Source organism: Sulfurifustis variabilis (assembly GCF_002355415.1).
Lineage (GTDB): Bacteria > Pseudomonadota > Gammaproteobacteria > Acidiferrobacterales > Sulfurifustaceae > Sulfurifustis > Sulfurifustis variabilis.
The window spans coordinates 385,783-412,167 of sequence record NZ_AP014936.1 but is presented as its reverse complement, the minus strand read 5'-3'; the positions used below and the strand labels follow the sequence as shown (position 1 = coordinate 412,167).

Below are 26,385 nucleotides of genomic sequence, written 5' to 3'. Positions count from 1 at the left end.
GATGACCGTCGCACCGCGCCGGGCCAAGCGCGGTGCGGTTGGCTTTTTGGGCGCACTCACCCGGGTCGCCCTGGCGACCTGTCTTTCCGGCGCACTGACGGTGCCAACGGCCGGTGCCGAGTCAGGCGCCGGTCTTCCGACAGCCTATCTCAGCATCATCATCGACGATCTGGGCAACAGCCTTCGGGAAGGCAGGCGGGCGGTCGCCCTCCCGGCTCCCGTCGCGTGCGCAATCCTTCCGCACACCACGCACGCGGATCGGCTCGCTCGCGAGGCACATGCCGGCGGCAAGGAGGTCCTGCTGCATCTGCCGATGGAGCCATTGACGGACGAACCCCCCGGGCCGGGCGTGCTGGACGCCGTCATGCCGGCCCGGGAGTTCCTCTACACGCTCGCCTACGATCTCGTTACCGTCCCGCATGCCGTTGGGGTCAACAACCACATGGGCAGCCGCCTCACCCAAGAACCTGTGGCGATGCGGCTGCTGATGGAGGCGCTGCGGAACCGCGGTAATCTTTTCTTCGTTGACTCCCGCACGAGCCCCCACAGCGTTGCTGCTCGCGTTGCGGCGGAGCACGGCGTCCCGGTGCTCGCGCGAAACGTCTTTCTCGATAACGAGCCGAGCGACAAGGCGATTCGCGCACGGCTCGACGAGACCGTGGCGATCGCACGTCGCAACGGCTTCGCGATCGCCATCGGTCACCCCCACCCTCGCACCCTGGCCGTGCTTGAACAATGGCTGCCTACGATCGCGCGCGACAACGCCAGGGTCGTGCGATTGACCGACCTGCTGAAGCTGCGACAGAAGCCGCGTGCCGAAGATTCACGTATCGCCGGCGCCGGAATGTGATCCTTGCTCGCATGGTCGCCCGCGCTCGAACAGCGCAACGCCCCTCCGCTTTGCCGCTGCCGAAGAGCACGGTGGATGGAGGCACGATCAACCGACAGTGCGAACTGGCATTGATGTATTGAGCCCAAGATCATGAGGAGACAAGGGAGTAAACGATGAACGAAGCCAAGATCCATCTTCGACCGCTGCGGACGACCGACATCGAGGCCATCATGCAGCTGCACCGAGAGCTGGGCTGGAATCCTGCCTTCCATGCGGATGGCAGCACGCTGCGCAGTCGCCTGACGACCCTCACCGAGGAAGAGAACGCTTTACTCCTGGTCGCGGAGCTTAACGGAGACGTCGCTGGCTACGTGCACGGAGAGATCGTCACGTATCTGCTCTTCGCCGGGCGGGAAATGCTCGTATCAGAACTTTTCGTGACGGAAGCCGCGCGCGGGCGCGGCGTGGGTACGGCATTGATGGCGGCCATGGAGGCAGAGGCGGTCAAACGGCGCTGCTTCCGCATCAGCGTACTGAACAGCCGCGAACGGGAGTCCTACAAGCGGGGCTTCTACCCCAGCCTGGGGTACGAAGAGCGTGTACACACCGCCAACTTCACGAAACGGCTGGACTGGGGGGAATCGAATTAACCCGCGGGAAGCCGGGTGCTATCGGAAATCGAACCGCGTGCCGAAGAAGAAGCGGCTACGATCGGGCGCGTAAGGGTCGATGGCGCTTCCGTTCAGCCCGTACGTCGCCTCCGCCTGCAGGCTCCAGTTCGACTGAACCTGCCACTTCCAGCCGGCCGAAAGGAGCGAACGCTCCTCGTCGTGATAGAGCGGTACGGCCGGGTCGTCGAAGGCGCTCTCGAAGTTCCGTCGATGACGGAACGACAGGTACGGCGTGTGCTCCTGGAACACGGTCACTTGACCCCCGACGGCGAAGCCGTAGTACCGGCGACCCAGGCGCTGATATGCCTCGTCCCGCACGGTCTCATCGCCGACGAAAACGCTGCCGGTGATGCCCGGACGGAAGCTGCTCGAGCCGATGCTGGTCCACGAGAGTGCCGCCCGCGTGTCGTACACGTCGAGGTTGAGCGCCGGCCGGTATTCCCAGGCGGACTCGCTGTAACCGGCAGACAGGGCAAGCGAACTCGAGGCGTCGAGGCGATGCTGCCACTTCACGCCGAAGCCGGCGAGCCGGCTCGAATGGGATTCGAACATGCCCGGAGCGTGACCACCGATGCGATCGATGTTGGCGAGCGGCGCATAGAGCAGGTCAGCCCTGCGACCCACTTCGCCATAGAGTCGCAGGCTGTTTCCCGGGTCGTGGACCCCGGGACCGTCGACGAGCGCGCTGGGGGCCAGCGACTGGAACGCGTCGACGCCGAAGGCGATTCGGGTATCCTTGGCGAGGAGCGGAGTCGGAGTACGCACGAGCCCCAGGCTGTCGCGCGCCGGCATCTCGTCGAACCAGGTGAATTTTCCGGCGCCGAGGGCGGCCGCGGGGGCGAGGCACACGAGGCTCGCTGCGGCGACGGCGAATTTTAGGCGCTTCATGGCAATAGCGCGGCGACTGTGTCTTTTAAGCAATTATCGTAGCACAACTGCCACAGTACGGGCCACGCCGAGGGTCGCCCGTTCGTCAGGCACCGGTGGTCGGTCGGCCTCGCCATAGGAAAAAGACCCCTGTTGCGGCCAAGGCGCTCCCGAACAGGCCCCCCAACGTCACGTCACCCAAAGGATAACCTCCCACAGTCCAGATCACGGCGGCCGATACGAGCAGGCCGCTGCCCGCCACGGTCCAGTACATGCGCTGCTGACTTCGGCGCATTTGCTGCCGCAGTTGCCGTATTTCGGCGGATTTCCATTCGAGTTCCAGTTCGCCGTCGCGTGCCCTGGCGAGCGTGTCGTGCACCAGTCCGGGCATCCGCGGCAACCACTCCCACCATTTCGGCAACTCCTGGCGCAGCACCCGGAAAAGCGCTCGCGGACCCAGGTGATCACGAGCCCAGTTCTCCAGGTAAGGTTTCGCCGTCACCCACAGATCGAGATCGGGGTAGAGCCGCCGGCCGAGACCCTCGATGTTGAACAGCGTCTTCTGAAGGAGGACGAGCTGCGGCTGGATCTCCATGTTGAACTGCCGCGCCGTCTGGAAGAGTTGCAGCAGCAGCCGGCCGAAGGAGATGTCCCGCAACGGGCGCGCGAAGATCGGCTCGCATACCGCCCGTATTGCCGCCTCGAACTCCCCGACCGGCGTGTCCGCGGGCACCCAGCCGGCGCGCAGATGCGCTTCGGCCACGGCCCGATAATCGCGGTTGAAGAAGGCGATGAAGTTCTCGGCCAGATACCGCTTATCCTCCTCGCCGAGCGAACCCATGATGCCGAAGTCGACCGCGCGGTACTGGCCGTCGGTCGAGACGAAGATGTTCCCGGGATGCATGTCGGCGTGAAAGAAACCGTCCCGGAACGCCTGGGTAAAGAATATCTCGACTCCGTTGTGCGCAAGACGGCGCAGATCGACCCCCGCCTGCCGTAGCGCCTCGACATTGCTGATCGGGATGCCGTGGATCCTCTCCATGACCATGACGTCCCGGCGCGTGAGATCCCAGTAGATCTTGGGCACGTAGAGTAAATCGGAGCCGGCGAAGTTGGCGCGCAGCTGCGACGCATTCGCCGCTTCCCGCCGGAGGTCCAGTTCGTGCCGAATGGTTCGCCTGAACTGGTCCACCACTTCGACGGGCCTGAGCCGCGGCCCGTCCGGCAGGTAGCGATGCGCCAGGCGCGCCACGACGTAAAGGAGCTCCACGTCCCGCTCGATCACCGACTCGATCCCGGGCCGCAGCACCTTCACCGCCACCTCCGTCCCGTCACCAAGGCGCGCGATGTGCACCTGCGCGACCGAGGCCGAGGCAATCGGCTCTGAATCGAAGCTCGCGAAGCGCTCGGTGATCGGCGCGGCGAGCGCCTCTTCCACGATCCGCGCGGCCTCCCTGCCCGGGAAGGGGGGCACCTGGTCCTGCAGTTTCGCCAGCTCCTCGGCGATGTCCTCGGGAAGCAGGTCCGGGCGCGTCGACAGAACCTGACCGAACTTGACGAACACCGGGCCAAGCTCCTCGAGGGCCTCGCGCAGGCGTACGCCGCGAGGCGCCGGGCGTCCGCGCATCAAGCGCCAGGGCATGAGCCGGAGGATCAGCCGGTACGGCCGGAACAGGTGCAGCGCGGTAACGAACTCGTCGAGATCGTGCTTGACGAAGATGCGCGTGATGCGCGCCAGGCGACCGAGTTCGCGAGGTTTAAGCATCGCGGGCCAGGTCAGTCAGTCGCTCGAGCCGCTTCTCGAGCCGGTCGACATCCATGCGCAGCTTATCCACCTCGTTGAGAAACGCCTGTACACGCGCGCGCGGCGCCGCGACGAGTCCTTCCTCCAGAAGGTACTCGGCGGTGTCCTGTCCGAGGGTGCGCACGGCGCGTCGCCCGAAATCGACCAGGGCCCGGGTGACGTTGCCAATCTGACGAGCGGGGAAATCGCCCACCACCCGCGCCAAACCCTCCTCCCAGTCGGGTGCGAAACCGGAAACGGCGCGCTGGAAGCGACTGCCGAGGTCGACATCGCCACGGATCTTGAGCTCGGCCGAGACCGCGGGTCCGGTCAGCTGACGAAGGAAGACGGCCGGGGTCCCGGCAATCGTGACGTCGGGCAGGCCGGGATACGCCCGCCGAAGCCGCACCCCGGCCTTGTCGGGCACGATATAGAGGCGCAGAGGCTCCGTGTCGGCGGCCAGCTCGAGGCAGATGACCTTGCCATCGAGGCTCGTGAGGCGCTCGCGCGTCTCCGGATCGAGCTCGAGCAGGCGATCGATGATCTCCTCGATCAGGATCGCGGCACGCCCGGGAGAACCCTCGTCCACACCTAAAGCTTGTAACCCTTGTGCAGCGCGACGATGCCGCCACTCAGGTTGTGATAGCGCACGCGCTCGAACCCCGCTTCGGCCATCATCCCCCGCAACCGCTCCTGGTCCGGGTGCCGGCGTATCGACTCCGCGAGATAACGATAGCTCCCCTCATCGCCCGCCACGATGCGACCGAGGAACGGAAGCACATTGAACGAGTACGCGTCGTAGAGCGCGCGCAGGGCCTCTCGCGGCCGCGAAAACTCGAGCACGAGCGCGCAACCGCCGGGCTTGAGCACGCGGTACATAGAACGCAGTGCGCGGTCGATATGGGTCACGTTACGCAGTCCGAAGGCGATGGTAATGCGGTCGAAGTAATCGGACGGAAAGGGGAGGCACTCGGCGTCGGCGCGGACGAACTCCACGTTACCCGCGATGCCGCGGTCGGCGAGGCGCGCGCGACCGACCTCGAGCATGGCGTCGTTGATGTCGGCGAGCACCACCTGACCCTGCGGCCCCACGCGCTCGGCAATCCGGGCCGCGAGGTCGCCGGTGCCGCCCGCCAGATCGAGCACCCGGTGACCCCGCCGGATCGCACCCGCCCCGATCGCGAACTGTTTCCAGAAGCGATGGATCCCGAGCGACATCAGGTCGTTCATCAGGTCGTAGCGCGTGGCAACCGAGCGGAACACGTCGGCCACGAGTCCGCGCTTGGCGCCGGTCGGCACCTCGCGAAAACCGAAGTGGGTCGTGTCCTCGGGCCCGCTCATGTTCTTCAACCGGCGGCCGGCGCCGGCTTCCGCTTGTGGCCGGCCTTCTCGAGGCGCTCCAGGTACTGCGCCCAGAGCTCGTCGAAATCGGTGCCCAGATGATAGAGCCAGTCCCATGAATAAATGCCCGTGCTGTGCCCGTCGTCGAAGTGCAGACAGACGGCATACGTGCCGACCGGCTCGATGTTGGTGATGTTCACGTTCTCCTTGCCGACCTGCAACACCTCCTGCCCCGGACCGTGGCCGCGCACCTCGGCCGAGGGCGAGTAGACGCGAAGGTACTCGCAGGGGAGGCTGAAGCGGGAGCCGTCCTCGAAGGCGACTTCCAGCACTCGGGACTTCTGGTGAAGCTTGATATCGGTCGGTCGAATGGTGTTCTTGCGCATGCGCCTGGGGCCCTGTGTGCCGCTCGCGGGATTCCGCGAAATATACCGCTTCGTAGGAAATACCGGTCCGCAACGAGCGCGTAATGGTAACCAAAATGTCATATTTATGGTATGAAATGCCTCGGCATCGAAGGCCTTCTCCCGGTTCCCTCATGCCTGCGAAGATCCTGATTGTCGACGACGAGCCCGCGATCCGCCAGATGGTCTGCCTGGCGCTGAACCAGGCGGGATACCAGTGCATCGAAGCGTCCGACGCCAACGAGGCCCGGCACAAGATCCTGGCGGACATGCCCGACCTGATCCTCCTGGACTGGATGATGCCCGGCGTAAGCGGCATGGAGTACGCACGGCGCCTGCGTCACGAGAAACTCACCAGCCGCATCCCGATCGTGATGCTGACGGCACGCGTCGAGGAGGAGGACAAGGTACGGGGACTCGACAGCGGTGCGGACGACTACGTTACGAAGCCGTTCTCGCCGCGCGAGCTGCTCGCGCGCATCAAGGCGCTGCTGCGCCGCACCACCCCACACGCCACCGAGGTCGCGGTCGAGACGGACGGGCTTTCGATCGACCCCGTCACACACCGGGTCACCGCGCACGGACAGGCGGTCGAAGTCGGTCCGACGGAGTTTCGCCTGCTGCACTTCTTCATGACCCATCCGGAGCGGGTTCACAGCCGCGAGCGTCTGTTGAACGGCGTTTGGGGCGAGAACGTCTATGTGGAAGAACGGACTGTCGACGTACACATCCGCCGCCTTCGCAAGGCGCTGACGCCGACGGGGCACGACCGGCTCATCCAGACGGTGCGCGGGGCGGGTTACCGCTTCTCGGCCCAAGCCTGAGGCGCGCGTGCACCCGAGCGTCTGGCGTGAGTTTTGGGTCATCGTCACAATCGTGGCCGGCGGCCTGTTGCTCGGACTCATTCTCGGACGCCCGTTTCTGGGCGCCGCCGCCGGGCTCATCCTCTATATCGGTGCCAATCTGCGACAGCTCCACCTGCTGCACCGCTGGCTCCTGAACCGACGACGGGGTGAGGAGGTACCGGAGGCGGAAGGGTTGTGGGGCGACGTCTTCAAGGAGATCCGCAAGCTGGTTCGGCAGAGCGGCCAGAGAGAGGACCGGCTCACGGGGATGATCGAACGGTTCCAGAGCGCGGCCGCGGTGATGCCGGACGCGGTGGTCATCATGGCGCAGCACGGCGAGATCGAATGGGCCAACTCGGCGGCGCGCCGCCTGCTCGGCATCCATTTCCCGCGCGATGCCGGTATGCGACTTTCCAACCTCCTGCGCGATCCCGACTTCACGCGCTATTACCAGGGCGGCGACTACTCCGAGCCCTTCGAGATGCCCTCGCCGTCGAACCTCGACGTCACATTACAGGTTCAGGTCATACCTTTCGGGGCGAGCCAGAAGCTTATCCTCGCCCGCGACGTGACGCGCGTGGTCCAACTGGAGCAGATGCGACGGACCTTCGTCGCCAACGCCTCGCACGAGCTACGCACCCCGCTCACGGTGCTGAGCGGTTACCTGGAGACGCTGCACGGCATGGAAGCCGAGCTCCCCGAAAGCCTGCGCCAGCACTTCGCCACGATGCATGAGCAGGCCACGCGCATGCAGCGGCTGGTCAACGATCTGCTCACGCTGTCACGGCTCGAAACTGCGCCGCGCACGCGGGAAGAGCCGGTCGACGTGCCCGCCCTGCTCGCGGGCCTCAGGGAGCAGGCCGAACTCCTGAGCGCGGGCAACCACGCGATTACCCTCGAGGCGCAGCCGGATCTCTCGCTGCTCGGGAGCCGGGACGAGCTGCACAGCGCATTCTCGAACCTCGTCAACAACGCCGTCCGTCACACGGCGAAGGGCGGCGCCATCCGCCTCCGCTGGGTCGCCGACCGCGAAGGCGCGAAGTTCTCGGTCGAAGACACCGGCGAGGGTATCGCGCCCGAGCACATTCCTCACCTCACCGAGCGTTTCTACCGCGTCGATACGGCGCGCTCGCGCGCCTCCGGCGGCACCGGCCTCGGCCTCTCGATCGTGAAGCACGTACTCCTCCGGCACGACGCGGAGCTCCGCATCGCGAGCGAGCTCGGCCAGGGCAGCGTGTTCACGTGCGTGTTTCCCGGCAGCCGCGTCATCCGCGCCGAAATCCCCGCGCGCGCGACGCCCGCTTAGCCGGGCCCTCGTCCCACCGTAACGGGTTCGTCACCTCGGCGTCGGGCGCTGACGCGCCCATTCCCCGCTCTGGGCGGCCTGCCGCTGTAATATATTCGCTTGCACATATATACCACGCGCGTATATTTGCCGCATGACCCTCGACCCCCTCACCCTGTTCACCGCTCTGTCCGATGAGACGCGGCTGCGACTGCTGCTGCTCCTCACCACCGAGCAAGAACTCTGTGTGTGCGAGTTGACCCACGCGCTCGAACAGCCGCAACCGAAGATTTCCCGGCATCTGGCGCTGCTGCGCGAGAACGAGATCGTGGTCGATCGCCGCGAGGGACTTTGGGTCCATTACCGGATCAACCCCGATCTCCCCGCTTGGGCCCGGGAAGTGCTCGGAAAGACCGCCACCCACAACGGCGGAAAGGCGCCGTTCGTCAAGGATCGTCGGGCGATACGGCGCGCGCCGAACCGGCCGCCGTCGCGCTGCTGCGCGTGAAGGAGAAATTGGAGTCATGTCGACTGTGCCGCCGGTGATCGACCAAAGCCAGCTGGCCGGCGCGCTTAACGCCGGTTGCGCCTGCCGCATGGTCGATCCCAAACAGCTCTGGCTCCAGCTCGAGGCCGCGCTGGCGGACCCGCGCATCCGCGATCTGGCGGTGGATCGGCCGCACCTGTTCGCCTCGACGGCCGTGTTCCTGACCCCGGACGAGGTCGGGCACATGTCGCGCGTAATCCGGGCGATCGAATCCGTCGTCGCGCTGCCCGCCTACCGGGACGCGGTGCTCGCTCGGGCGCCCGCGGTCGCGCGGCCCGAGTGGGGTCCGCGGGGGGCATTCCTCGGGTACGACTTCCATCTGGGGGCCGACGGGCCGCGCCTCATCGAGATCAACACCAACGCCGGCGGGCCGCTGCTGAATGTCGTCCTGACCGGTGCGCACCGCGCCTGCTGTGCCGATATCGAGCCGCTGCTGAGCGGGCCGCGTCCCGGGGCGCTCGAGGCCGCCTTCCTCGACATGTTTACCAGGGAGTGGCGTCTGCAACGCGGCAATACCCCATTGCGGCGCGTCGCCATCGTCGATGACGCTCCGGCGGTGCAGTACCTGTATCCCGAGTTCCTGCTGTTCGAGCGCCTTTTCCAGGGCGCCGGGTTTGAAACGGTAGTCGCGGACGCCGGCGAGCTGACTTTCCGCGACGGCGCGCTCCGATACGGCGATGAGCCCATCGACCTCGTTTACAACCGCGTGACCGATTTTTACTTCGACCAGCCGGAGCATGCGGCGTTGCGCGATGCCTACTTCGCCGGCGCCGTCGTCGTCACGCCGCACCCGCGGACACACGCGCTCTACGCGGACAAGCGCAACCTTGCGCTCCTGACCGATGCGGCCCGGCTGAAGTCCTGGGGCGTCAACGAGGAGAGCCTTCGGACGCTCAGGCGAGGAATCGCCGAGACGGTGCTCGTGAACGAAGCGGACGCGGACGCGCTGTGGGCCGCCCGTCGGCGGCTCTTCTTCAAGCCGGCCGCGGGCTTCGGCAGCCGCGCGGCCTATCGGGGCGACAAGCTCACGCGCCGGGTCTGGGACGAGATCCGGCGTGGAGATTACGTCGCGCAGGCGCTGATACCGCCCACCGAGCGGCGAGTGCCCGACGGCGAAGCGCCTCTCAAATTCGACGTACGCAATTACGTGTACGACGGCGAGGTGCAGCTTCTTGCGGCGCGGCTCTATCAGGGGCAGACGACCAACTTCCGGACGACGGGTGGCGGCTTCGCCCCGGCGTTCGTCGTAACGCCGGCACTCACTGCCATTCCGAACCCGCAACGCTGCGGACAGGACTAGCAATCATGTACAAGCGCAAGGCGCGCGTGCTTTTTCTCTGCACCGGCAACTCCTGCCGGTCGCAGATGGCCGAAGGGTGGGCGAACCGCCTGGGCGGCGCGTGGCTGGAAGCGCAGTCCGCCGGCATCGAAGCGCACGGGAAGAATCCGCGCGCGATCGCGGTGATGCACGAGGCGGGCGTCGATATCTCGCGCCAGGAATCGACGCGCGTGACGCCGCAGATGCTCGAATGGGCCGACCTCGTCGTCACCGTCTGCGGCCACGCGGACGAGCACTGCCCGGTGTTGCCGCCGCACGTGAGAAAGAAGCACATGCCGTTCGAGGACCCGGCGAAGGCGACGGGCAGCGAAGACCAGATCATGGCCAAGTTCCGCGCCGTGCGGGACCAGATACGCGCGGAAATCGAGGGCATGATCGGCGGCCTCAAGATGATGGCGGCCAGCGAGGAGGAACGATGAGCGCCCAATGCGAAACGACGGGGAAACAGCCGGCCGGCGCGCAGCTCGGCGTATTCGAGCGCTACCTCACGGCGTGGGTGTTGTTGTGCGTCGTCGCCGGCATCGCGCTCGGACGCCTGTTCGCGCCGGCGTTCCAGGCCGTCGGACAGATCGAAGTCGCCCGCATCAACCTGCCGGTTGCCGCCCTCATCTGGCTCATGATCTTCCCGATGCTCCTCAAGGTGGACTTCGCGGTGCTGCGCCGCGTGACCGCGCACTGGAAAGGCATCGGAGTGACGCTGCTCGTGAACTGGGGCGTGAAGCCTTTCTCGATGGCCCTCCTCGGCTGGCTTTTCATCGGCACGCTTTTCCGGCCGTGGCTGCCTGCGGATCAGATCGACTCCTACATCGCGGGCCTCATTCTGCTCGCTGCCGCACCCTGCACCGCCATGGTGTTCGTCTGGAGCCACCTGACGCGCGGTGAGCCGCACTTCACCCTCACCCAAGTGGCGCTGAACGACGTGATCATGGTGTTCGCGTTCGCGCCGATCGTGGCCCTGCTCCTCGGCATGACGGCCATCGTCGTGCCGTGGGACACGCTGCTTCTGTCCGTCGGGCTCTACATCGCGGCGCCGCTTGCCGCCGCGCACCTCGTGCGCCGGTCGATCCTGAGGCGGCCGGATGGCAGGGCCCGGCTCGCGCGCGTGATCCGGTCCCTCGGACCGGTCTCGCTCGCGGCGCTGCTGGCGACGCTCGTGCTGCTCTTCGGTTTCCAGGGCGGACAGATCCTCGGGCAGCCGCTCGTGATCCTGCTGCTCGCTGTTCCGATCCTCCTTCAGGTGATCTTCAACTCCGGTCTCGCCTATCTGCTGAACCGGGGGCTGCGCTCGCCGCACTGCGTGGCCGGTCCTTCGGCGCTGATCGGCGCCAGCAACTTCTTCGAGCTCGCCGTGGCGACCGCGATCGCCCTCTTCGGCTTCGCCTCCGGCGCGGCGCTCGCCACCGTCGTGGGCGTACTCGTCGAAGTCCCGGTCATGCTCGCCGTCGCGAACATCGTCAACCGGACACGCGACTGGTACGAGCGGCGACCTGGAGTACCCGGCTACGCGCAGTGCTGCCCGGCGGCCATCCACGCGCCTGCGCGCGGTGACCTTCTTCAACGCCATCCCGATCGAGATGAAAATGCGCAACCTGGTCTTTGTCGCCTCCATGGCCCTCGCAATCGTCGTCCCGATGTGGACATACGCGGTCCAAGGGCGCGAGCTCGTGCAGATGCCCGCCCCGATGCAGGAGCACATGCTCGCCAACATGCGCGACCACCTCGCCGCCATGGGCGAGATCCAGGCGGCGCTCGCCGGCGGCAGGTTCGAGCAGGCAGCCGAGATCGCCGAGAACCGTATCGGCATGAGCTCGCTCCATAGTCACGGCGCGTCGCACATGGCGCCATTGATGCCCAAGCCGATGCAGGACATCGGCACCGCCATGCACCGCTCCGCCAGCCGGTTCGCACGCGTGGCGCAGGAGGCACAAGTGACAGGCGAAATGCGGCCGGCGCTGAACGCGCTCGCGGAGCTCACCCGCCAGTGCGTGGCTTGTCACGCCTCCTACCGCTTGCGCTGACCGCCTCCAGGCGCGAGACGCCAGGACCCGGCGCAATCACCGCGGGCCTGGCCGTCATCACACGGTCATTTCCGATTCACCGATCTGTCATGTTGCGCTGAGATAGTGAGCGGGCACTGAAATGCACCCACATCCATTCCGGAGGTAATCCATGAATCCGAAACGCACGCTGGCGGGTCTCGGCGTCGCCGCCCTGGTCGCCGGCACGCTCGGTACGACGGGCCCGATCCTGGCCGCCAGCAGGATCGTCCAGATCGACGGCTCGTCCACCGTGTACCCGATCACCGAGGCCGTCGCCGAGGAGTTCCAGAAGGCCAATCGCGGTGTGAACGTGACCGTGGGCGTGTCCGGGACCGGCGGCGGCTTCAAGAAGTTCTGCCGCGGCGAGATCGATATTTCGGACGCCTCGCGCCCGATCCTCAAGAAAGAGATGGACGCGTGCAAGGCGGCGGGTATTCAGTATATCGAGCTGCCCGTCGCGTACGACGCCCTCACCGTGGTGGTCAACCCGAAGAACGACTGGATAAAGCAAATGACGGTCGCCGAGCTCAAGAAGATCTGGGAGCCGGAGGCGCAGGGCAAGATCACTAAATGGAATCAGGTGAATCCGAAGTGGCCTGACGCCGAGATCAAGCTCTTCGGTCCGGGCGCGGACTCCGGCACCTTCGACTACTTCACCGAGGCGGTGACCGGCAAGTCCAAGGCGTCGCGGGGCGATTTCACGGCGAGCGAGGACGACAACGTGCTCGTGCAGGGCGTATCGAGCGACAGGTACGCCCTCGGGTACTTCGGCTTCGCTTACTACCTGGAAAACCAGAAACGGTTGAAGGCCGTCCCGATCGTGAACCCCGCGGGTAAGCCGGTGCTGCCCTCCATCGAGTCGGTGGAGAACGGCAGTTACTCACCGCTCTCGCGGCCGATCTTTATATATGTCAGCACGAAATCGCTCGAAAAACCGGAAGTCAGGCAGTTCGTCGAATACTACCTGACCCAGGCGACGCCACTGATCGAGGAAGTGGGGTACGTGCCGCTGCCTGCCAATGCCTACAAGATGGCGGCCAGCCACCTGAAGGCCAAGAAGGTCGGCACGGTGTTCGGCGGCGAGGCCGAAGTCGGGCTGAAGATAGACGAGCTCCTCAAGCGGGAAGCCAAGCTCTGAGCGTCGAGGATTTTTCGTGGTGGTTCGGGGGTGCTTCGGCACCCCTTTTTTGTTGTCGCCCGGTCGGGGGGTCGGTAGTGTTGCAGAGAAGCGCTGCCCGCGGCCCGGTGTCACAGAAGTGTCATAAAGCGGCCCTACCATGGCACCTTCCGTTCATCGGATGCGCTCCGTGAATCCCAGATCGGCCCCCTCGCGATTCGCCTACCAGGCCCGCCGCCACATCGCGGAGCGCCTGATCCAGGCGCTCCTCTTCGTCTCGGCGTTCTCTGCGGTGGCCGTCACCATCGCCATCGTCGTGATCCTGATATACGAGTCCCTCGGCTTCTTCGCGCACGTCTCGCTTTGGGATTTTCTCACCGATACGGAGTGGACACCGCTCTTTTCCATCAAGCGCTATGGCATCCTGCCCCTCGTCGCCGGCACGCTGGTCACCACCGCCGTGGGCCTGCTGGTCGCGGTGCCCCTCGGGACCATCACTGCGATTTACCTGAGCGAGTTCGCCCCGCACCGGGTCCGGGAGACGATCAAACCGATGCTCGAGATGCTCGGGGGCGTTCCGACCGTGGTTTACGGTTACTTCGCCCTGCTGCTCGTGACGCCGCTGCTGCAGAAGATCTACCCGGATCTCCCCGGCTTCAACATGCTCTCGGCCGGCATCGTCATCGGCATCATGATCATCCCGTACGTGAGCTCGCTCAGCGAGGACGCGATGCGGGCCGTGCCGATGCAGATCCGGGAGGGATCCTACGCCATGGGCGCAACCCGGTTCCAGACGGCGGTGTTCGTCGTGACACCGGCCGCCGTCTCGGGCATCGTCGCCGCCTACATCCTCGGTATCTCCCGCGCGGTCGGAGAGACCATGATCGTGGCGATCGCCGCCGGACAGCAGCCCAACCTCACCTGGAACCCAGCCGAGCCCGCGGCGACCATCACGGCCTACATCGTGCAGGTGGCGCTCGGCGACCTCCCGCACGGGAGCCTCGAGTACCAGAGCATCTTCGCCGCCGGCCTGGTCCTCATGCTGATGACTCTCTTTTTCAACATCATCGGTCACGTGATGCGGCGCCGCTACCGCGAGGTGTACTGATGGCGACGGAAGCGAACCATGTGCGAGAGATCCGCGCGCTCATCGCGGCGCACAAGCGCTGGGACCATCTCTTCGCGATCGTGGGGCTGCTCGCAATGCTGGTCGGCGTCGTCACGCTGCTGGCGCTTATCCTCGACATGTTCCTCGACGGCTATCATCGCCTGACGCCGGAATTCTTTACCTCGTTTCCGTCGCGCCGGGCCGCGCAGGCGGGCATCCTTTCGGCCTGGGTGGGCAGCTCCCTCGTCATGCTGGTCACGATGTTGGCCGCGGTACCGCTTGGCATCGCGGCGGGCATCTATCTCGAGGAGTACGCCAGGCGCAACTGGCTCACGGACCTCATCGAGATCAACGTCACGAACCTCGCCGGCGTGCCGTCGATCGTCTACGGCCTGCTCGCGCTCGGGCTGTTCGTCTACGCGCTCGATTTCGGACAAAGCATTCTCTCGGCCGGATTGACGCTCGCGCTCCTCATTCTGCCGGTCGTCATCGTGGCGACGCGCGAGGCGATCCGCGCGATTCCCGGGGCGATCCGCGAGGGCGCCTACGCGCTCGGCGCGACGAAATGGCAGACCGTGCGCGACCACGTCCTGCCCTACTCGACCGGCGGAATCCTCACCGGCGTGATCATCGGGCTCGCCCGCGCGATAGGCGAGACGGCGCCGATCATCACCATCGGGGCGCTCACCTTCATCGCCTTTCTGCCGCCCTCTCCGGTCAAGAGCGAATTTCCGTTCGTCTCGCTCGACTGGCTGTTCGCCCCGTTCACGGTGATGCCGATCCAGATGTTCAACTGGATCTCCCGCCCGCAGTCGGCGTTCCACGAGAACGCCGCGGCGGCCGGGCTCGTGCTCATCGTGATGACCCTGGCGATGAACGCGATCGCCATCATCATCCGGTACCGTTACCGGAAACGCATAAAATGGTAGACGAGGTCCCCATGACGGCCGATCTGAAACCGAAGTTGAAGCCGCCGGTCGCAGGCCCTTCCGCGGACCCGAGGCCCGGCGCCCATCCCGGCTCCGGCCGCGCGCCGGCCGCGCACGCGCTCAAGGCGCAGGCCCGTAACCTGAACTTCTACTACGGTCCGGTACAGGCGCTGAAGCGCATCAACCTCGACCTCGCCGAAAAGAAGGTCACCGCCCTCATCGGCCCCTCGGGCTGCGGCAAGTCCACGTTCCTGCGCTGCTTCAACCGCATGCACGACCTCTACCCCGGGAACCGCTACGAGGGAGAGATCCTGATGCATCCGGACAACATCGATATACTGGGCAGGCAGGTGGACCCGATCGAGGTCCGCATGCGCATCAGCATGGTGTTCCAGAAGCCGAATCCGTTTCCGAAGTCCCTCTACGAGAACGTCGCCTACGGCCTGCGCGTGCGCGGCGTGAAGAAGCGGTCGCTGGTGGACGACAAGGTGGAACAAGCCCTGCGCGGGGCGGCGCTGTGGGAGGAGGTGAAAGACCGGCTCGACGACCTCGCCTTCAACCTGTCCGGCGGACAGCAGCAGCGTCTGTGCATCGCCCGGGCGCTCGCGACCGACCCCGAGATCCTGCTGTTCGACGAGCCGACCTCCGCGCTCGATCCGATCGCCACGGCGAGCATCGAGGAGCTGATCGCGGAACTCAAGGAAAAGGTCACCATTCTTATAGTGACGCACAACATGCAGCAGGCGGCGCGGGTCTCGGACTATACTGCCTTCATGCATCTCGGCGAGCTGGTGGAGTTCGGCGATACCGACACCATCTTCACGAACCCGAAGCAGAAGCGCACCGAGGACTACATTACGGGCCGGTACGGCTAGCGGCCCGGCAGGAGACAGCGATGGAACCCATGTACACGCACATCTACCAGCAGTACAACGCCGAGCTCGAGGACATCCGCTCGAAGGTCCTGGAGATGGGCGGACTGGTGGAACAGCAGATCGAGCAGGCGATCACGGCGCTGGTCACGGGTGACGTGGCCCTGGGCGAGGCCGTGGTCCTGGACGACACGAAGGTCAACAGCCTCGAGGTGACCATCGACGAGGAGTGCTCCCAGATTATCGCCCGGCGCCAGCCGGCCGCGAGCGACCTCCGGCTCGTGGTCGCCGTGATCAAGACGATCACCGACCTGGAACGTATCGGCGACGAGGCGGAAAAGATCGCCCGCATGGCAGTCCGGCTCGCGGCGGAGGAGCGGCCCAAGAACAACTACGCGGAGATCCAGGGCCTCGGCAACTCCGTGCGCCAGATGCTGCACGACGCCCTCGACGCCTTCGCGCGCGTGGACATCGAGGCGGCGGTGCGCATCGCGCGCGAGGACCGGAAGATCGACCAGAAGTACGAAGGCGTGATGCGGCAGATGATCACCTTCATGATGGAAGATCCCCGGACCATTTCGCGCTCGCTCAACGTCATATGGGCCGCCCGCGCGCTCGAGCGCATCGGCGATCATGCCCGCAACATCTGCGAGTACATCATCTTTCTGGTCAAGGGCAAGGACGTCCGGCACACGAGCCTGGAGCAGGTCGAGAAGGAAATTCTCGGGCGCGAACGGGAAGGACTGTAGATCCCCGCCCCGCCGGAGGGGTCCTTCCGGCGCGCCGCCTCTGTATAATCCCGGCCTTTTACCAGCCGCCCGGCCCGGGCCGAGGAATACCGCATGGCCACCATCGAGGTCACCGAAGCCAACTTCCGCTCTCTCATCGACGACAATGCCGTCGTCTTCGTGGACTTCTGGGCGCCATGGTGCGGACCGTGCCGCTCCTTCGCGCCAGCCTACGAAGCGGTATCGGAAAAGTATCCCGACGTGGTGTTCGCCAAGGTCAACACGGAGGAGCAACAGGCGCTCGCGGCCGCCTTCCAGATACGCTCCATCCCGACGCTCATGATCTTCCGCGAGCGGATCATCCTCTTTGCGCAGCCGGGCGCGCTGCCGCAGAGCGCGCTCGAGCAGGTCGTCGAAAAAACCCTCGCCCTGGACATGGACGAGGTGCGTCGTCAGGTCGCCGAGGAGGAGAAAAACGCTTCCGGGTCGGGTGAATCGGCCTAAGGCCCTGAAACTAGGAGAGTCATAATTCGGCCAGGGACGGCGTTGTACACTGGCGTCATCGTACCCAGCGATTGCACGCCACCTCGATGAGCACCGCGGAACTCAAACCGCTCGAACCGTTCCGCCAGCCCGAGCTCTACCTCAACCGCGAGCTTTCGATGCTCGCCTTCAACCGGCGGGTCCTCGAGCAGGCAAAGGACGGGACCGTACCGCTGCTCGAGCGGCTGCGCTTCCTCTGCATTTCCAGCACGAATCTGGACGAGTTCTTCGAGATCCGCGTCGCGCGCCTCCAACAGGAAGTCGTGTCGGGTTCGGTGCAGGCGGGACCGGACAACATGAGTCCGGCGGAAGTGCTGAGGCGAATCAGCGAAGAGGCCCACCGGCTGGTCGAGGAGCAATACCGGGTACTGAACGAGGTCCTGATCCCGCTGCTCGAGCGCGAGCAAATCCGGTTCGTGCGGCGCACGGAGTGGAACCCCGAGCAGGAGACCTGGGTACGGAGCTACTTCGAGCAGGAGCTGCTGCCGGTCCTGAGCCCGCTCGCGCTCGACCCGGCCCACCCCTTCCCGCAGATCCTGAACAAGAGCCTGAACTTCATCGTCTCCCTCAAGGGCCGCGACGCGTTCGGGCGCCGGGGAGGCATCGCGGTCGTACAGGCACCGCGCGCGCTTCCGCGGCTCATCCAGCTGGCTCCGGAGGCCGGGAGCGGGCCCCACGATTACGTGTTTCTGTCGTCCATCATTCACACTCACGTCAACGACCTGTTCCCGGGCATGGACGTGACCGGCTGCTACCAGTTTCGGGTCACCCGCAACTCGGAGCTCTTCGTGGACGAGGAGGAGGTGGGAGACCTGCTGCGCGCGGTCGAAGGCGAGCTCCCCTCCCGGCGTTACGGTGACGCGGTGCGCGTGGAGGTGGCCGACAACGCCCCCGCGGACGTCGCGGCGTACCTGATGAACCGCTTCGAGCTTTCCGCCGACGACGTCTACACGGTGAACGGCCCCGTGAACCTGAACCGCCTGATGGCGATTCCCGATTTGGTCGATCGACCGGACCTGAAGTTTCCGGCGTTCGTGCCGAGGCTTCCCCAGCGGCTCGCGGGCAGCAAAAGCCTTTTTGCGACGATCGCGCAAGGGGACGTGCTGCTGCATCATCCGTTCGAGTCGTTCGCGCCGGTGGTCGACTTCGTGCGCCAGGCGGCGGCCGATCCGCAGGTGCTCGCGATCAAGCAGACGCTTTACCGCACGGGTGCGAAATCCGCGATCGTGGACGCGCTGGTGGAGGCGGCGCGCGCAGGCAAGGAGGTGACGGTCGTCGTCGAGCTGCGGGCGCGTTTCGACGAGGAGGCGAACATCAGCCTCGCCTCCAGGCTCCAGGAGGCCGGGGCCCACGTCGTCTACGGGGTCGTCGGATTCAAGACCCACGCCAAGATCATCCTGGCGGTGCGCCGGGAGAACGGGCGTCTGCGGCACTACGTACACCTCGGCACCGGGAACTACCACGACCGCACCGCGCGGCTCTACACGGACTACGGCCTCTTCACGCGCGACCCGGCGATCGGCGAGGACGTCCACAAGCTGTTCCTGCAGCTCACGAGCATCGGTCGGGTCAGCAAACTCAAGAAGCTGCTGCAGGCGCCCTTCTCGCTGCAGAAGGAGTTGCTCGCCAAGATCGAGCGGGAGGCCGAGCACGCGCGGCAGGGCCGCCCGGCCCGCATCATGGCGAAGCTGAATGCGCTCGTGGATCCCCCGATCATTCAGGCGCTGTACGCCGCTTCGCAGGCAGGCGTGCGCATCGACCTCATCGTCCGCGGCATCTGCTGCCTGCGCCCGGGCGTACCCGGAGTCTCCGAGCGCATCCAGGTGCGCTCCATCGTCGGCCGTTTCCTCGAGCACACCCGCGTCTACTGGTTCCACAACCAGGGGCAGGAGGAGGTGTACTGCGCGAGCGCCGACTGGATGGAGCGCAATTTCTACCGGCGCGTGGAGCTGGCCTTTCCGATCGAGGACAAGCTGCTCCGCGCGCGCGTCGTCAAGGAAGCGCTCAGCAACTACCTCGCGGACAACGCCCAGGCGTGGGTGCTCGAGCCCGACGGCACGTACCGTCGGCTCTCGCCGGGCGGCCAGCCGGCGTTTTCCGCGCAGGAGACCCTGCTCAAGTCGTTGACCGAGGGAGCGGCTTCCTGAACCGGAAGGCACCGAATTGAACGACCCTCGCGCGGGCCGTTCGGCATCCCGCGCGGTTCATTCGAACTCCAACCGCATTCCGGCGGCCCGCAGGTAACGCGCCTCCACCGCAAGGTCGGCGCGCGTGAGCGGATGCCGCGCGAGCCAGGCACGCGGGAACCGGATCCGCAGCGTCTTCTTCTCCATTTCGAGCCTGAGCCGCGGAAGCTCGACATCCGTGCGGGCACGGTTGAGCAGGACCGCCAGGCGGAGCAACAAGCAGGCCCGGCGGGCGCCGCGCGCCTGGGCGCGCGGCATTTCCTCGAACAGCGGGCGCGGGAAGCGCCGACGGTGCCCGCGTACGAGTGCCGCGAGCAGACGCTGCTCCTGGAAGGAGAAGCCGGGCAGGTCGGAGTGCTCGATCAGATAGGCGCCATGCCGGTGGTACTTGGTGTGGGCGATCGCAAGCCCGATCTCGTGGAGCCGCGCAGCCCAGCAGAGAAGGTGCACTTCCTCCTCGTTCAGCCCCCCTTCCTCCTGCAGCTGCCCAAGCAGGGTCCGGACCGTCCGCTCCACGCGCTCCGACTGCGCGGTATCGACGTGATAGCGCGCGCACAGCGCCTGGGTCGTCCGCGCGCGCACGTCGCGGCTGCCGAGCCGCCCGAGGAGATCGTGGAGGAGGCCCTCGCGCAGCGCCCCGTCGGCCACGTCGAGGCGCTCGATGCCGAGCGCCTCGAACGCGGCGACCAGGATCGCGAGCCCGCCGGGAAGAACCGGGGCCCGTTCGATGCTTACCCCCGCAAGCCTGAGCCGCCGCACGTGCCCCGACGCCAGGACGCGGTCGCGCAGCTCGTACAGGGCGGACAGCGTGATACCGGCGTCGCCCGACCCGATGGCGCGGGCCGCGGCGCCGATCGCGCGCACCGTCCCCGAGGCGCCGAAGACCGAGCGCCAGCCAAGCGCTCGCAAGGGCGACTCGACGGGCTGCAACTCGAGGAGCGCCGCCGTGTGCGCCCGCTTCCAGCCTCGCGGCGTGATCGCGCCTCGGGGAAAGTGAGCGAGACTCATGCTCACGCAACCCATGTGCAGGCTTTCGGTCGCCACGGGCTCGAAGCGCTCGCCGACGATGAGCTCGGTGCTGCCTCCGCCGATATCGAGAACGAGACGCCGGTTCGCGTCGTTCGGCAGATTGTGGGCGACGCCGAGGTAGATGAGCCGAGCCTCTTCCTGCCCCGAAATGACCTCGATCGGATGACCGAGCGAGCGTTCCGCCGCAGCGAGAAACTTCGACGCGTTGCGGGCGCGGCGCAGGGTGTTCGTACCCACGACCCGCAGGTTCTTCGCCGGCAGGCCGCGGACGCGCTGGCCGAACCGCTCGAGACACTCGAGTGCGCGACGCTGCGAGGCCTTGTCCAGCCGGCCGCGTTCGTCGAGCCCGGCCGCGAGCCGCACCATCTCCTGAAGGCGGTCGAGCACGTGCAGCTGCCCATTCAGGATTCGGGCGACGATCATGTGAAAGCTGTTCGACCCGAGATCTATCGCGGCGACCGTTTGCGCGGCGCGAGGCAGGCGCAGCGGCACGACGCGCGCGGCAGCCGACGCTCCGGTCCTGGCGTCGCGCGGGGTCTCCATCAGCCGGAGCGGGCGGGCGTTTTCGCCGGCTTGGATGGTTCCCGGCGGGGAACGGCAGGGGCCTCCTGCAGCCGGCGGGCAAGCTGACCCAACGGGGCGAGCCAGGTTACCGAGTCGAGATAGCGCTCCCGGAAGGCGCGGTATCCCGCCTCGACCTCTGCGCGGGTCCGGAGCGCAAGGGCGAACAGGCCGACGAGCACGTCGGGGTCGGCCTGCCGGTCGCTGCCGCTCGTCACGAGCGACCGCACGGCGGCCGGGGCCCACCGCAGCGCCACGTCCCCCGCCGCACGCTCGAGCTCACCGGTGCGAACATGAGCGTCCCCCAGCTGACCCAGACAGTCCTGGAACCGCTTCATCTCCGCCAGCGGTCCGGCCGTGGCCGGCTCGAATTCGGCGAGCGGCTCGAGCAGGTAGCGCAGCCGCTTCCCGGCGATCCGCGCGCGGTGCAGCCCGACGCGATCGCCCGCTCCCTCTATGGAGCGCAGCCGTGTCTCGAGATCGGCCACGTGCGCGAGCAGGAAACGCCCGGTCGCCGCTCCGTAGGCGACGCCGCGTCGATCCGCGCGCTGCGCTTTCGCGAGCCGCGGCCGCAGATCCTTCTCGAGCGCCGCCAATTCCGAGCGAAAATTAGAGCGCATTGCACGGTAAGCGGCATCGCGACGCACGCCAAGGCGCGTTTGAAGCCAGCCGCAGGCGGCCTGCTCCGGCGGGGTCTTGCGTTCGAGGCCCGCGACCCAGGCGAACTGCACCTCGGTGTCGCGGGCGGCGGCGGTCGCCCGGCCGAGCGCGCGCAGGCGACGACGGATCCTCTTCGGGGCCGCATCTTCCATGCATGACGCGTAGGCGCGAAGAACGCTGCGCAACCGCCGCAGCGCCACCCGCGCGTCGTGCAGCGCCTCGGTATCGTCCCCGTTCTTCAGTCGCTTGCCTGCCGCTTTCGCCGCGAGGAGATGCCGCAGGGCCGTGCGCGCCGCCACCGCGCGCGCACCCGCATCGACAGGCGTCCCGATCATGCGCCGAGCCGGCGCAGCTGCGCCGGCGCAAGCAGCCATGCGAGCTGCCCATGGCCCGGCGACGGCGCTTCGGGAAAGTCGAGCAGGCAGGCGCCGCCTTTCTTGATCGTGAGGAACGCCTGATCACGCCCCGTGAGCAGCCAGCTTCCCAGCCGGCCGAGGTCCGGTTCGTGCCCGACCATGGCCACGGTGGCGTCCTCGGCTTGCTCCTGGAGCCAGGCGAGGACGGTTTTCCCGGAGACCCCCGGCGTCAGCGCCGGCAACGCGACGACGTCGAGCCTGCGATACTCCCGCGCGATCAGTCGCGCCGTCTCGTGCGCCCGTACGAACGGGCTCGAGGCGAGCACGTCGATGCGCGGAAGAATGTCCTTCAGCGCGCGGCCGATCTTCCGCGCGCTCTTTCGGCCCGCCTCGGTCAGCGGCCGCTCGGCGTCCGGCGCGCCGGTCGCGGCGTGGATTTCGCGCTCCTCGGCCTTGGCATGTCGGACGATGAGAAGGCGCATGGCGTCGACTAGTATAATGAATAGAGGCGGTGTCCGCGTGACGCCGCGCGTCGCGGAACTAAAGCCGGGGACGGAAGCCTTAGGGTACGTCATGTCGCTTCGCCTGCAGGACTCGCTCCAGCGCTTCGTCTTCGAGGGGGCCCCCATCCGCGGCGAAATCGTGCGCCTGGATTCGACCTATCGCGCCGTGCTCGACCGCCGCGACTATCCCCCCGTCGTGCGCGACCTGCTCGGCGAGTTCATGGCCGCGGCCGCGCTGCTCGCCGCCACCATCAAGTTCGACGGCCGCCTGATCATGCAGGTGCAGGGCAACGGACCGATCGGCCTGCTCGTGGTGGAGTGCACGGGCGGCGGAGCGATGCGGGCGATCGCGCAATGGCAGGGGGACGTGCCCGCCGGCTCCTTCCGTGCGATGGTCGGTGACGGGCGCTTCGCCATGACCATCGATCCGGAGGGCTCGCGCGAGCGCTACCAGGGCATCGTCGCCATCGAGGGCGACAGCGTCGCCGAGGCGCTCGAGCACTACTTCGCGCAGTCGGAACAGCTCGACACCCGCCTTTGGCTCGCGGCCGGTCCCGACCAGGCGGCGGGCATGCTGCTGCAGAAGCTCCCCCAGGGAGGTCACGAGGACCCGGACATGTGGGCGCGCGCCGTGCACCTGGGCGCCACCCTCACCCGCGGCGAGCTCCTGGCGCTCCCGGTGCGCGAGATCCTGCGCCGGCTCTACCACGAGGAGGACATCCGCCTGTTTTCCCGCAAGCCGATGAGCTTTCGCTGCTCGTGCTCGCGGGAACGGGTCGAGGCCGTGCTGCGGATGCTCGGCCCCGGGGAGGTGGACTCGATCCTTCAGGAGCAGGGCAAGATCGACGTGGACTGCGAATTCTGCGGCTCGCACTATGCATTTGACGCCGTAGATGCAGCGGGCCTCTTCGCCGCACTCGCTCCGGCCGATATCCCCACCACCCGCCAGTAGGCGGCTTTTCTCGCCGCCACGTGTATAATGCGCGGCCTGTGCGACCCGAAGGGGTCGGCGTGGGCTTGACGGCCCAGTGTCCCCGTGGTGGGACACAAAGCGCTAGTTGGAGCGCAATAAAAGAGCCAGCGAAACAAGCCAACCGAGGGGATTGCCTCGGTCACTCGCCGCAATACGGGCGAGTGGTGAAATCCTGGTACACACCAGGTTGAGTCCTCAATCAGGTGTGTGCCAGCGAGCATGCGGAGTCCTCCGCTCTCGTGTCGCGCCCGCCTGTGTCTCAAAGAATGGGACGCGAGGCCTCAAAGCCGACAACCATGCATCTGTGCCTAGAGGGTGCAATTCCCTTCCCGCTGACATAGCGGTGACGGCCTCAGCCCATGCGCAGACCTGACTTCCGTCTGGGTGTGAAGCGGCTGAGAACGGTGGACCTCCGCGAGCCTACGCGAGCATCCCACCTAAGCGAAGTTGCCAATGGTGACGCAAGAAAGCAGCGTTCGAAGCGTCGTAAGCATTACTGGGTGAAAGAGGCTGGCAGTATCACACCCTAGCCAAAACGGCACGTGGCGCACCCGAATGCCGATGTAGGCTAATCGGCAGTATGTCTCGGAGCCATCGGCGTAAAGCTGCCACCTAACGGCAACGCAACTAGGACAGATCGAACGGGGTAACCACTTGCTGGCTCTCCGGCGGTACATGGAGCGGGGCCTAGTCAGCCCTCATGCCAGTCAGTTGGAAGGATGGGGTCAGAAGCGGAACGCTCGGGGTAATGCCCGAGATATCCGGCTCATAACCGGAACGTCCAGCAACACCAGACGGGCAGACGGACCCCAAGCGATGATCCTCGATAGGTACTGCAAACAGGAGAGTGACCGTGACACAGGACGCCGCAGGGCGTTCTGTCGGTACACGGGAGGCATGGGAACAACTCGACTGGAAATCCATTCGAGCCTACGTCGACCGACTCCAAGTGCGCATCTATCAGGCAGCGCGACGCGATGACATCGAGCGTGTCAGAAAGCTTCAACAGCTTTTGATCCGTTCGTACTCTGCAAAGCTTCTGGCGGTCAGGCAGGTCACGCAGGACAACTCGGGCAAGCGATCGCCCGGGGTGGACGGTGTGGCTGAGCTAGACCCGACGGAGCGGTTGAAGTTAGCCCAACGTCTCAAGCTCCGGTATCGGGCCAGCGCGGTTCGCCGTGTCTGGATTCCGAAACCCGGTAAGCAAGAGAAACGTCCCCTTGGTATCCCTACCATGCGGGACCGTGCGACACAGGCGCTGATGAAACTCGCGCTGGAACCGGAGTGGGAGGCTCGTTTCGAGCCGAACTCATACGGTTTCAGACCGGGACGCAGCGCCCATGATGCGGTCGGAGCGATCTTCCGTGCGTTGGCCAAGAAAACGGCCCACGTGCTGGACGCCGATATCTCGGCCTGCTTCGATCGCATCGCGCATGATGCACTGCTCGCCAAGCTTCGGCTCAAGGGCAAGATGCTCGGACAAATCCGGGCATGGCTCAGAGCCGGGGCGATGGATGGAGAGGTATTCGTGCCAGCGAACGGTGGCACGCCGCAGGGTGGAGTAATCAGCCCTCTGCTCGCGAACATCGCCTTGCATGGCATGGAACTGGAGACGAAGTCACGATTGCTCGAAGATCTGAAGCGGTATAGCGCCGCCAAAGGTCAGAAAGGCGGTCGGGACAGGCTCCTCGCTTCTCTGTCCATCATTCGCTACGCCGACGATTTCGTAGTGATTCACGAGTCGTTGAACATCGTGATGAAGGCAAAACAGTGCATCGAGGAATGGCTGAAATCGGTGGGGCTCGAACTCAAGCCCGAGAAGACGCGTGTCGTGCACACGCAGAATACGCTGGAAAGTCACCCTCCGGGGTTCGACTTCCTCGGGTTCAACGTGCGGCACTACGTGTTGAAATCAGGCAGAGGACGAAAACTGCTGATCAAGCCTTCCGCGAAGGGCACCCAGCGTCATCGGGACAAGCTTGCCGAGCTTCTCAGGACACTAAGAGGAGCGACGCAGGAGCAGGTGATCAAGGCGCTCAACCCCCGCATTCGGGGTTGGTCGAACTATTACCGGCACGTCGTCTCGAAGCAGACCTTCTCGAAGCTGGACAACGAGCTTCACTGGCTGCTGCGATGCTGGGGCAGGCACCGACACCCCAACAAGACCGGTAACTGGGCCTTCACCAGGTACTGGTCGCGTGAAACGCGCTGGGCGTTCAGTGTGGGGAAGCTCACGCTATATAAACATGCCGACACGGACATCGTCCGGCACGTGAAGGTAGTCGGTGACCGCTCGCTTTTCGATGGAGACACGGCTTACTGGACGGCGCGAGCTATCCAGAACAGTCGGTCGCCTCGGCGGGCGCGGCTCAGAGCCAAGCAGGAAAACCGTTGTGCGCGGTGCCAAGGCATCCTGTACTGGAACGACCCACAGGAAATCCATCATGTGGATCGCGACAGGCAGAACAATAGCCTGACCAACACGAAACTGGTCCATCGGCACTGTCATGACGTGATACATCGCGTCGAGTACACCTGACGCTATTGGACGTACCGGCGGAAACGCCATTTCAGGAGTACCCCCGGCTGGCAATCTCGGCCGGGCGCTGATAAAGTGCCGCACTTTTTTTAACCCAAGCGACACAGGCATCAGCTTGGAGCCGTATGCGGGGAAACTCGCACGTACGGTTCTGAGGCGGGCGGGAGGGGGCGACCCCTCCCGCCAAGCCACCTTTGGCCCCGACACGGGCGAGTGCGCGCGAAACGCGCCTCGGGGACGTGCAGGACGCACAGGTGTCGTAAAGGCCATGGATTGCCGAGTGCGGCCTCGCCTCCCCCTCCCGCCACGGCGGGACTAACAGAAGGCG

25 protein-coding genes and 1 pseudogene are annotated in these 26,385 nt (G+C 66.0%); 18 read left to right on the top strand and 8 right to left on the bottom strand.

The window, feature by feature from the left end:
* Position 1 precedes the first annotated feature (1 nt).
* Positions 2 to 850: a divergent polysaccharide deacetylase family protein gene (locus tag SVA_RS02025; protein WP_096458077.1), complete on the top strand. Its 849-nt coding sequence runs from the start codon at positions 2 to 4 to the stop codon at positions 848 to 850.
* A gap of 155 nt (positions 851 to 1,005) precedes the next feature.
* Positions 1,006 to 1,482 carry a GNAT family N-acetyltransferase gene (locus tag SVA_RS02020; RefSeq protein ID WP_096458074.1) on the top strand — a complete coding sequence of 159 codons (477 nt, stop codon included), beginning with the start codon at positions 1,006 to 1,008 and terminating at the stop codon, positions 1,480 to 1,482.
* 18 nt (positions 1,483 to 1,500) lie between these two features.
* Here the strand turns inward: SVA_RS02020 and SVA_RS02015 are convergent, their stop codons facing one another.
* The 5 genes from SVA_RS02015 to SVA_RS01995 form a co-directional block, all read right to left on the bottom strand.
* Entirely contained in the window at positions 1,501 to 2,391 is an 891-nt protein-coding gene (locus SVA_RS02015; protein WP_096458071.1) for a hypothetical protein, read from the bottom strand.
* Positions 2,392 to 2,476: 85 nt separating this feature from the next.
* Positions 2,477 to 4,135: a ubiquinone biosynthesis regulatory protein kinase UbiB gene (gene ubiB, locus SVA_RS02010; RefSeq protein ID WP_096458067.1), complete on the bottom strand. Its 1,659-nt coding sequence runs from the start codon at positions 4,133 to 4,135 to the stop codon at positions 2,477 to 2,479.
* Positions 4,128 to 4,742, bottom strand: a complete 615-nt coding sequence (locus SVA_RS02005; RefSeq protein WP_096458064.1) for a ubiquinone biosynthesis accessory factor UbiJ — start codon at positions 4,740 to 4,742, stop codon at positions 4,128 to 4,130. Before SVA_RS02005 ends, ubiB begins: the two co-directional genes overlap by 8 nt.
* A gap of 2 nt (positions 4,743 to 4,744) precedes the next feature.
* Positions 4,745 to 5,494, bottom strand: coding sequence for a bifunctional demethylmenaquinone methyltransferase/2-methoxy-6-polyprenyl-1,4-benzoquinol methylase UbiE (gene ubiE, locus SVA_RS02000; RefSeq protein ID WP_096462788.1), 750 nt, complete (start codon positions 5,492 to 5,494; stop codon positions 4,745 to 4,747).
* Between the two features lie 5 nt (positions 5,495 to 5,499).
* Entirely contained in the window at positions 5,500 to 5,880 is a 381-nt protein-coding gene (locus tag SVA_RS01995) for a gamma-butyrobetaine hydroxylase family protein (RefSeq protein ID WP_096458061.1), read from the bottom strand.
* A gap of 152 nt (positions 5,881 to 6,032) precedes the next feature.
* Between SVA_RS01995 and phoB the strand changes: the two genes are divergently transcribed.
* From phoB to ppk1, 14 genes and pseudogenes are all read left to right on the top strand, one after another.
* Positions 6,033 to 6,722: a phosphate regulon transcriptional regulator PhoB gene (phoB, locus tag SVA_RS01990; protein ID WP_096458058.1), complete on the top strand. Its 690-nt coding sequence runs from the start codon at positions 6,033 to 6,035 to the stop codon at positions 6,720 to 6,722.
* 7 nt (positions 6,723 to 6,729) lie between these two features.
* On the top strand, positions 6,730 to 8,049 hold the full coding sequence (gene phoR, locus SVA_RS01985; protein WP_096458055.1) for a phosphate regulon sensor histidine kinase PhoR: 1,320 nt from the start codon (positions 6,730 to 6,732) through the stop codon (positions 8,047 to 8,049).
* 133 nt (positions 8,050 to 8,182) lie between these two features.
* Positions 8,183 to 8,536 carry a metalloregulator ArsR/SmtB family transcription factor gene (locus SVA_RS01980; RefSeq protein WP_096458052.1) on the top strand — a complete coding sequence of 118 codons (354 nt, stop codon included), beginning with the start codon at positions 8,183 to 8,185 and terminating at the stop codon, positions 8,534 to 8,536.
* A 16-nt stretch (positions 8,537 to 8,552) separates the two neighbouring features.
* On the top strand, positions 8,553 to 9,875 hold the full coding sequence (locus tag SVA_RS01975) for a hypothetical protein (RefSeq protein WP_096458049.1): 1,323 nt from the start codon (positions 8,553 to 8,555) through the stop codon (positions 9,873 to 9,875).
* 5 nt (positions 9,876 to 9,880) lie between these two features.
* Complete coding sequence (locus SVA_RS01970) at positions 9,881 to 10,333, top strand: arsenate reductase ArsC (RefSeq protein WP_096458046.1); 453 nt, start codon at positions 9,881 to 9,883, stop codon at positions 10,331 to 10,333.
* Positions 10,330 to 11,403 (top strand): annotated as a pseudogene (gene arsB, locus SVA_RS01965) (ACR3 family arsenite efflux transporter); the annotation flags it as partial. The gene SVA_RS01970 and the pseudogene arsB, both read left to right, overlap by 4 nt.
* A gap of 313 nt (positions 11,404 to 11,716) precedes the next feature.
* On the top strand, positions 11,717 to 11,932 hold the full coding sequence (locus tag SVA_RS19965; protein WP_197703319.1) for a cytochrome c: 216 nt from the start codon (positions 11,717 to 11,719) through the stop codon (positions 11,930 to 11,932).
* A 151-nt stretch (positions 11,933 to 12,083) separates the two neighbouring features.
* A complete protein-coding gene (locus SVA_RS01955; protein ID WP_096458040.1) occupies positions 12,084 to 13,091 on the top strand; it encodes a PstS family phosphate ABC transporter substrate-binding protein in 1,008 nt (335 codons plus the stop codon).
* A 169-nt stretch (positions 13,092 to 13,260) separates the two neighbouring features.
* Positions 13,261 to 14,178 (top strand): phosphate ABC transporter permease subunit PstC, encoded by a 918-nt coding sequence (pstC, locus tag SVA_RS01950; RefSeq protein ID WP_197703318.1) that lies wholly within the window; start codon positions 13,261 to 13,263, stop codon positions 14,176 to 14,178.
* The gene (gene pstA, locus SVA_RS01945) at positions 14,178 to 15,107 is read left to right on the top strand and encodes a phosphate ABC transporter permease PstA (protein WP_096458034.1); all 930 of its coding nucleotides are present in this window, start codon (positions 14,178 to 14,180) and stop codon (positions 15,105 to 15,107) included. Before pstC ends, pstA begins: the two co-directional genes overlap by 1 nt.
* Before the next feature lie 11 nt (positions 15,108 to 15,118).
* Complete coding sequence (gene pstB / locus SVA_RS01940) at positions 15,119 to 15,982, top strand: phosphate ABC transporter ATP-binding protein PstB (RefSeq protein ID WP_096458031.1); 864 nt, start codon at positions 15,119 to 15,121, stop codon at positions 15,980 to 15,982.
* A 20-nt stretch (positions 15,983 to 16,002) separates the two neighbouring features.
* Positions 16,003 to 16,728: a phosphate signaling complex protein PhoU gene (gene phoU, locus SVA_RS01935; RefSeq protein ID WP_096458028.1), complete on the top strand. Its 726-nt coding sequence runs from the start codon at positions 16,003 to 16,005 to the stop codon at positions 16,726 to 16,728.
* Positions 16,729 to 16,821: 93 nt separating this feature from the next.
* Positions 16,822 to 17,211, top strand: coding sequence for a thioredoxin (trxA, locus tag SVA_RS01930; RefSeq protein ID WP_096458025.1), 390 nt, complete (start codon positions 16,822 to 16,824; stop codon positions 17,209 to 17,211).
* Between the two features lie 86 nt (positions 17,212 to 17,297).
* The gene (gene ppk1, locus SVA_RS01925; RefSeq protein ID WP_096458022.1) at positions 17,298 to 19,397 is read left to right on the top strand and encodes a polyphosphate kinase 1; all 2,100 of its coding nucleotides are present in this window, start codon (positions 17,298 to 17,300) and stop codon (positions 19,395 to 19,397) included.
* 57 nt (positions 19,398 to 19,454) lie between these two features.
* Here the strand turns inward: ppk1 and ppx are convergent, their stop codons facing one another.
* Genes ppx through sixA form a run of 3 tightly spaced genes read right to left on the bottom strand, consistent with a single transcriptional unit; the run spans position 19,455 to position 22,524 of the window.
* Complete coding sequence (gene ppx, locus SVA_RS01920; protein ID WP_096458019.1) at positions 19,455 to 21,008, bottom strand: exopolyphosphatase; 1,554 nt, start codon at positions 21,006 to 21,008, stop codon at positions 19,455 to 19,457.
* Positions 21,008 to 22,021, bottom strand: a complete 1,014-nt coding sequence (locus SVA_RS01915; RefSeq protein ID WP_169923928.1) for a CHAD domain-containing protein — start codon at positions 22,019 to 22,021, stop codon at positions 21,008 to 21,010. Before SVA_RS01915 ends, ppx begins: the two co-directional genes overlap by 1 nt.
* The gene (gene sixA / locus SVA_RS01910; RefSeq protein ID WP_169923927.1) at positions 22,018 to 22,524 is read right to left on the bottom strand and encodes a phosphohistidine phosphatase SixA; all 507 of its coding nucleotides are present in this window, start codon (positions 22,522 to 22,524) and stop codon (positions 22,018 to 22,020) included. The genes SVA_RS01915 and sixA overlap by 4 nt, the downstream gene beginning before the upstream one ends.
* A 91-nt stretch (positions 22,525 to 22,615) precedes the next feature.
* Between sixA and hslO the strand changes: the two genes are divergently transcribed.
* Together hslO and ltrA are read left to right on the top strand one after the other, a co-directional pair.
* Positions 22,616 to 23,497 carry an Hsp33 family molecular chaperone HslO gene (gene hslO / locus SVA_RS01905; protein WP_197703317.1) on the top strand — a complete coding sequence of 294 codons (882 nt, stop codon included), beginning with the start codon at positions 22,616 to 22,618 and terminating at the stop codon, positions 23,495 to 23,497.
* Positions 23,498 to 24,371: 874 nt separating this feature from the next.
* Complete coding sequence (ltrA, locus tag SVA_RS01900; protein WP_169923926.1) at positions 24,372 to 26,057, top strand: group II intron reverse transcriptase/maturase; 1,686 nt, start codon at positions 24,372 to 24,374, stop codon at positions 26,055 to 26,057.
* Positions 26,058 to 26,385: the final 328 nt, after the last annotated feature.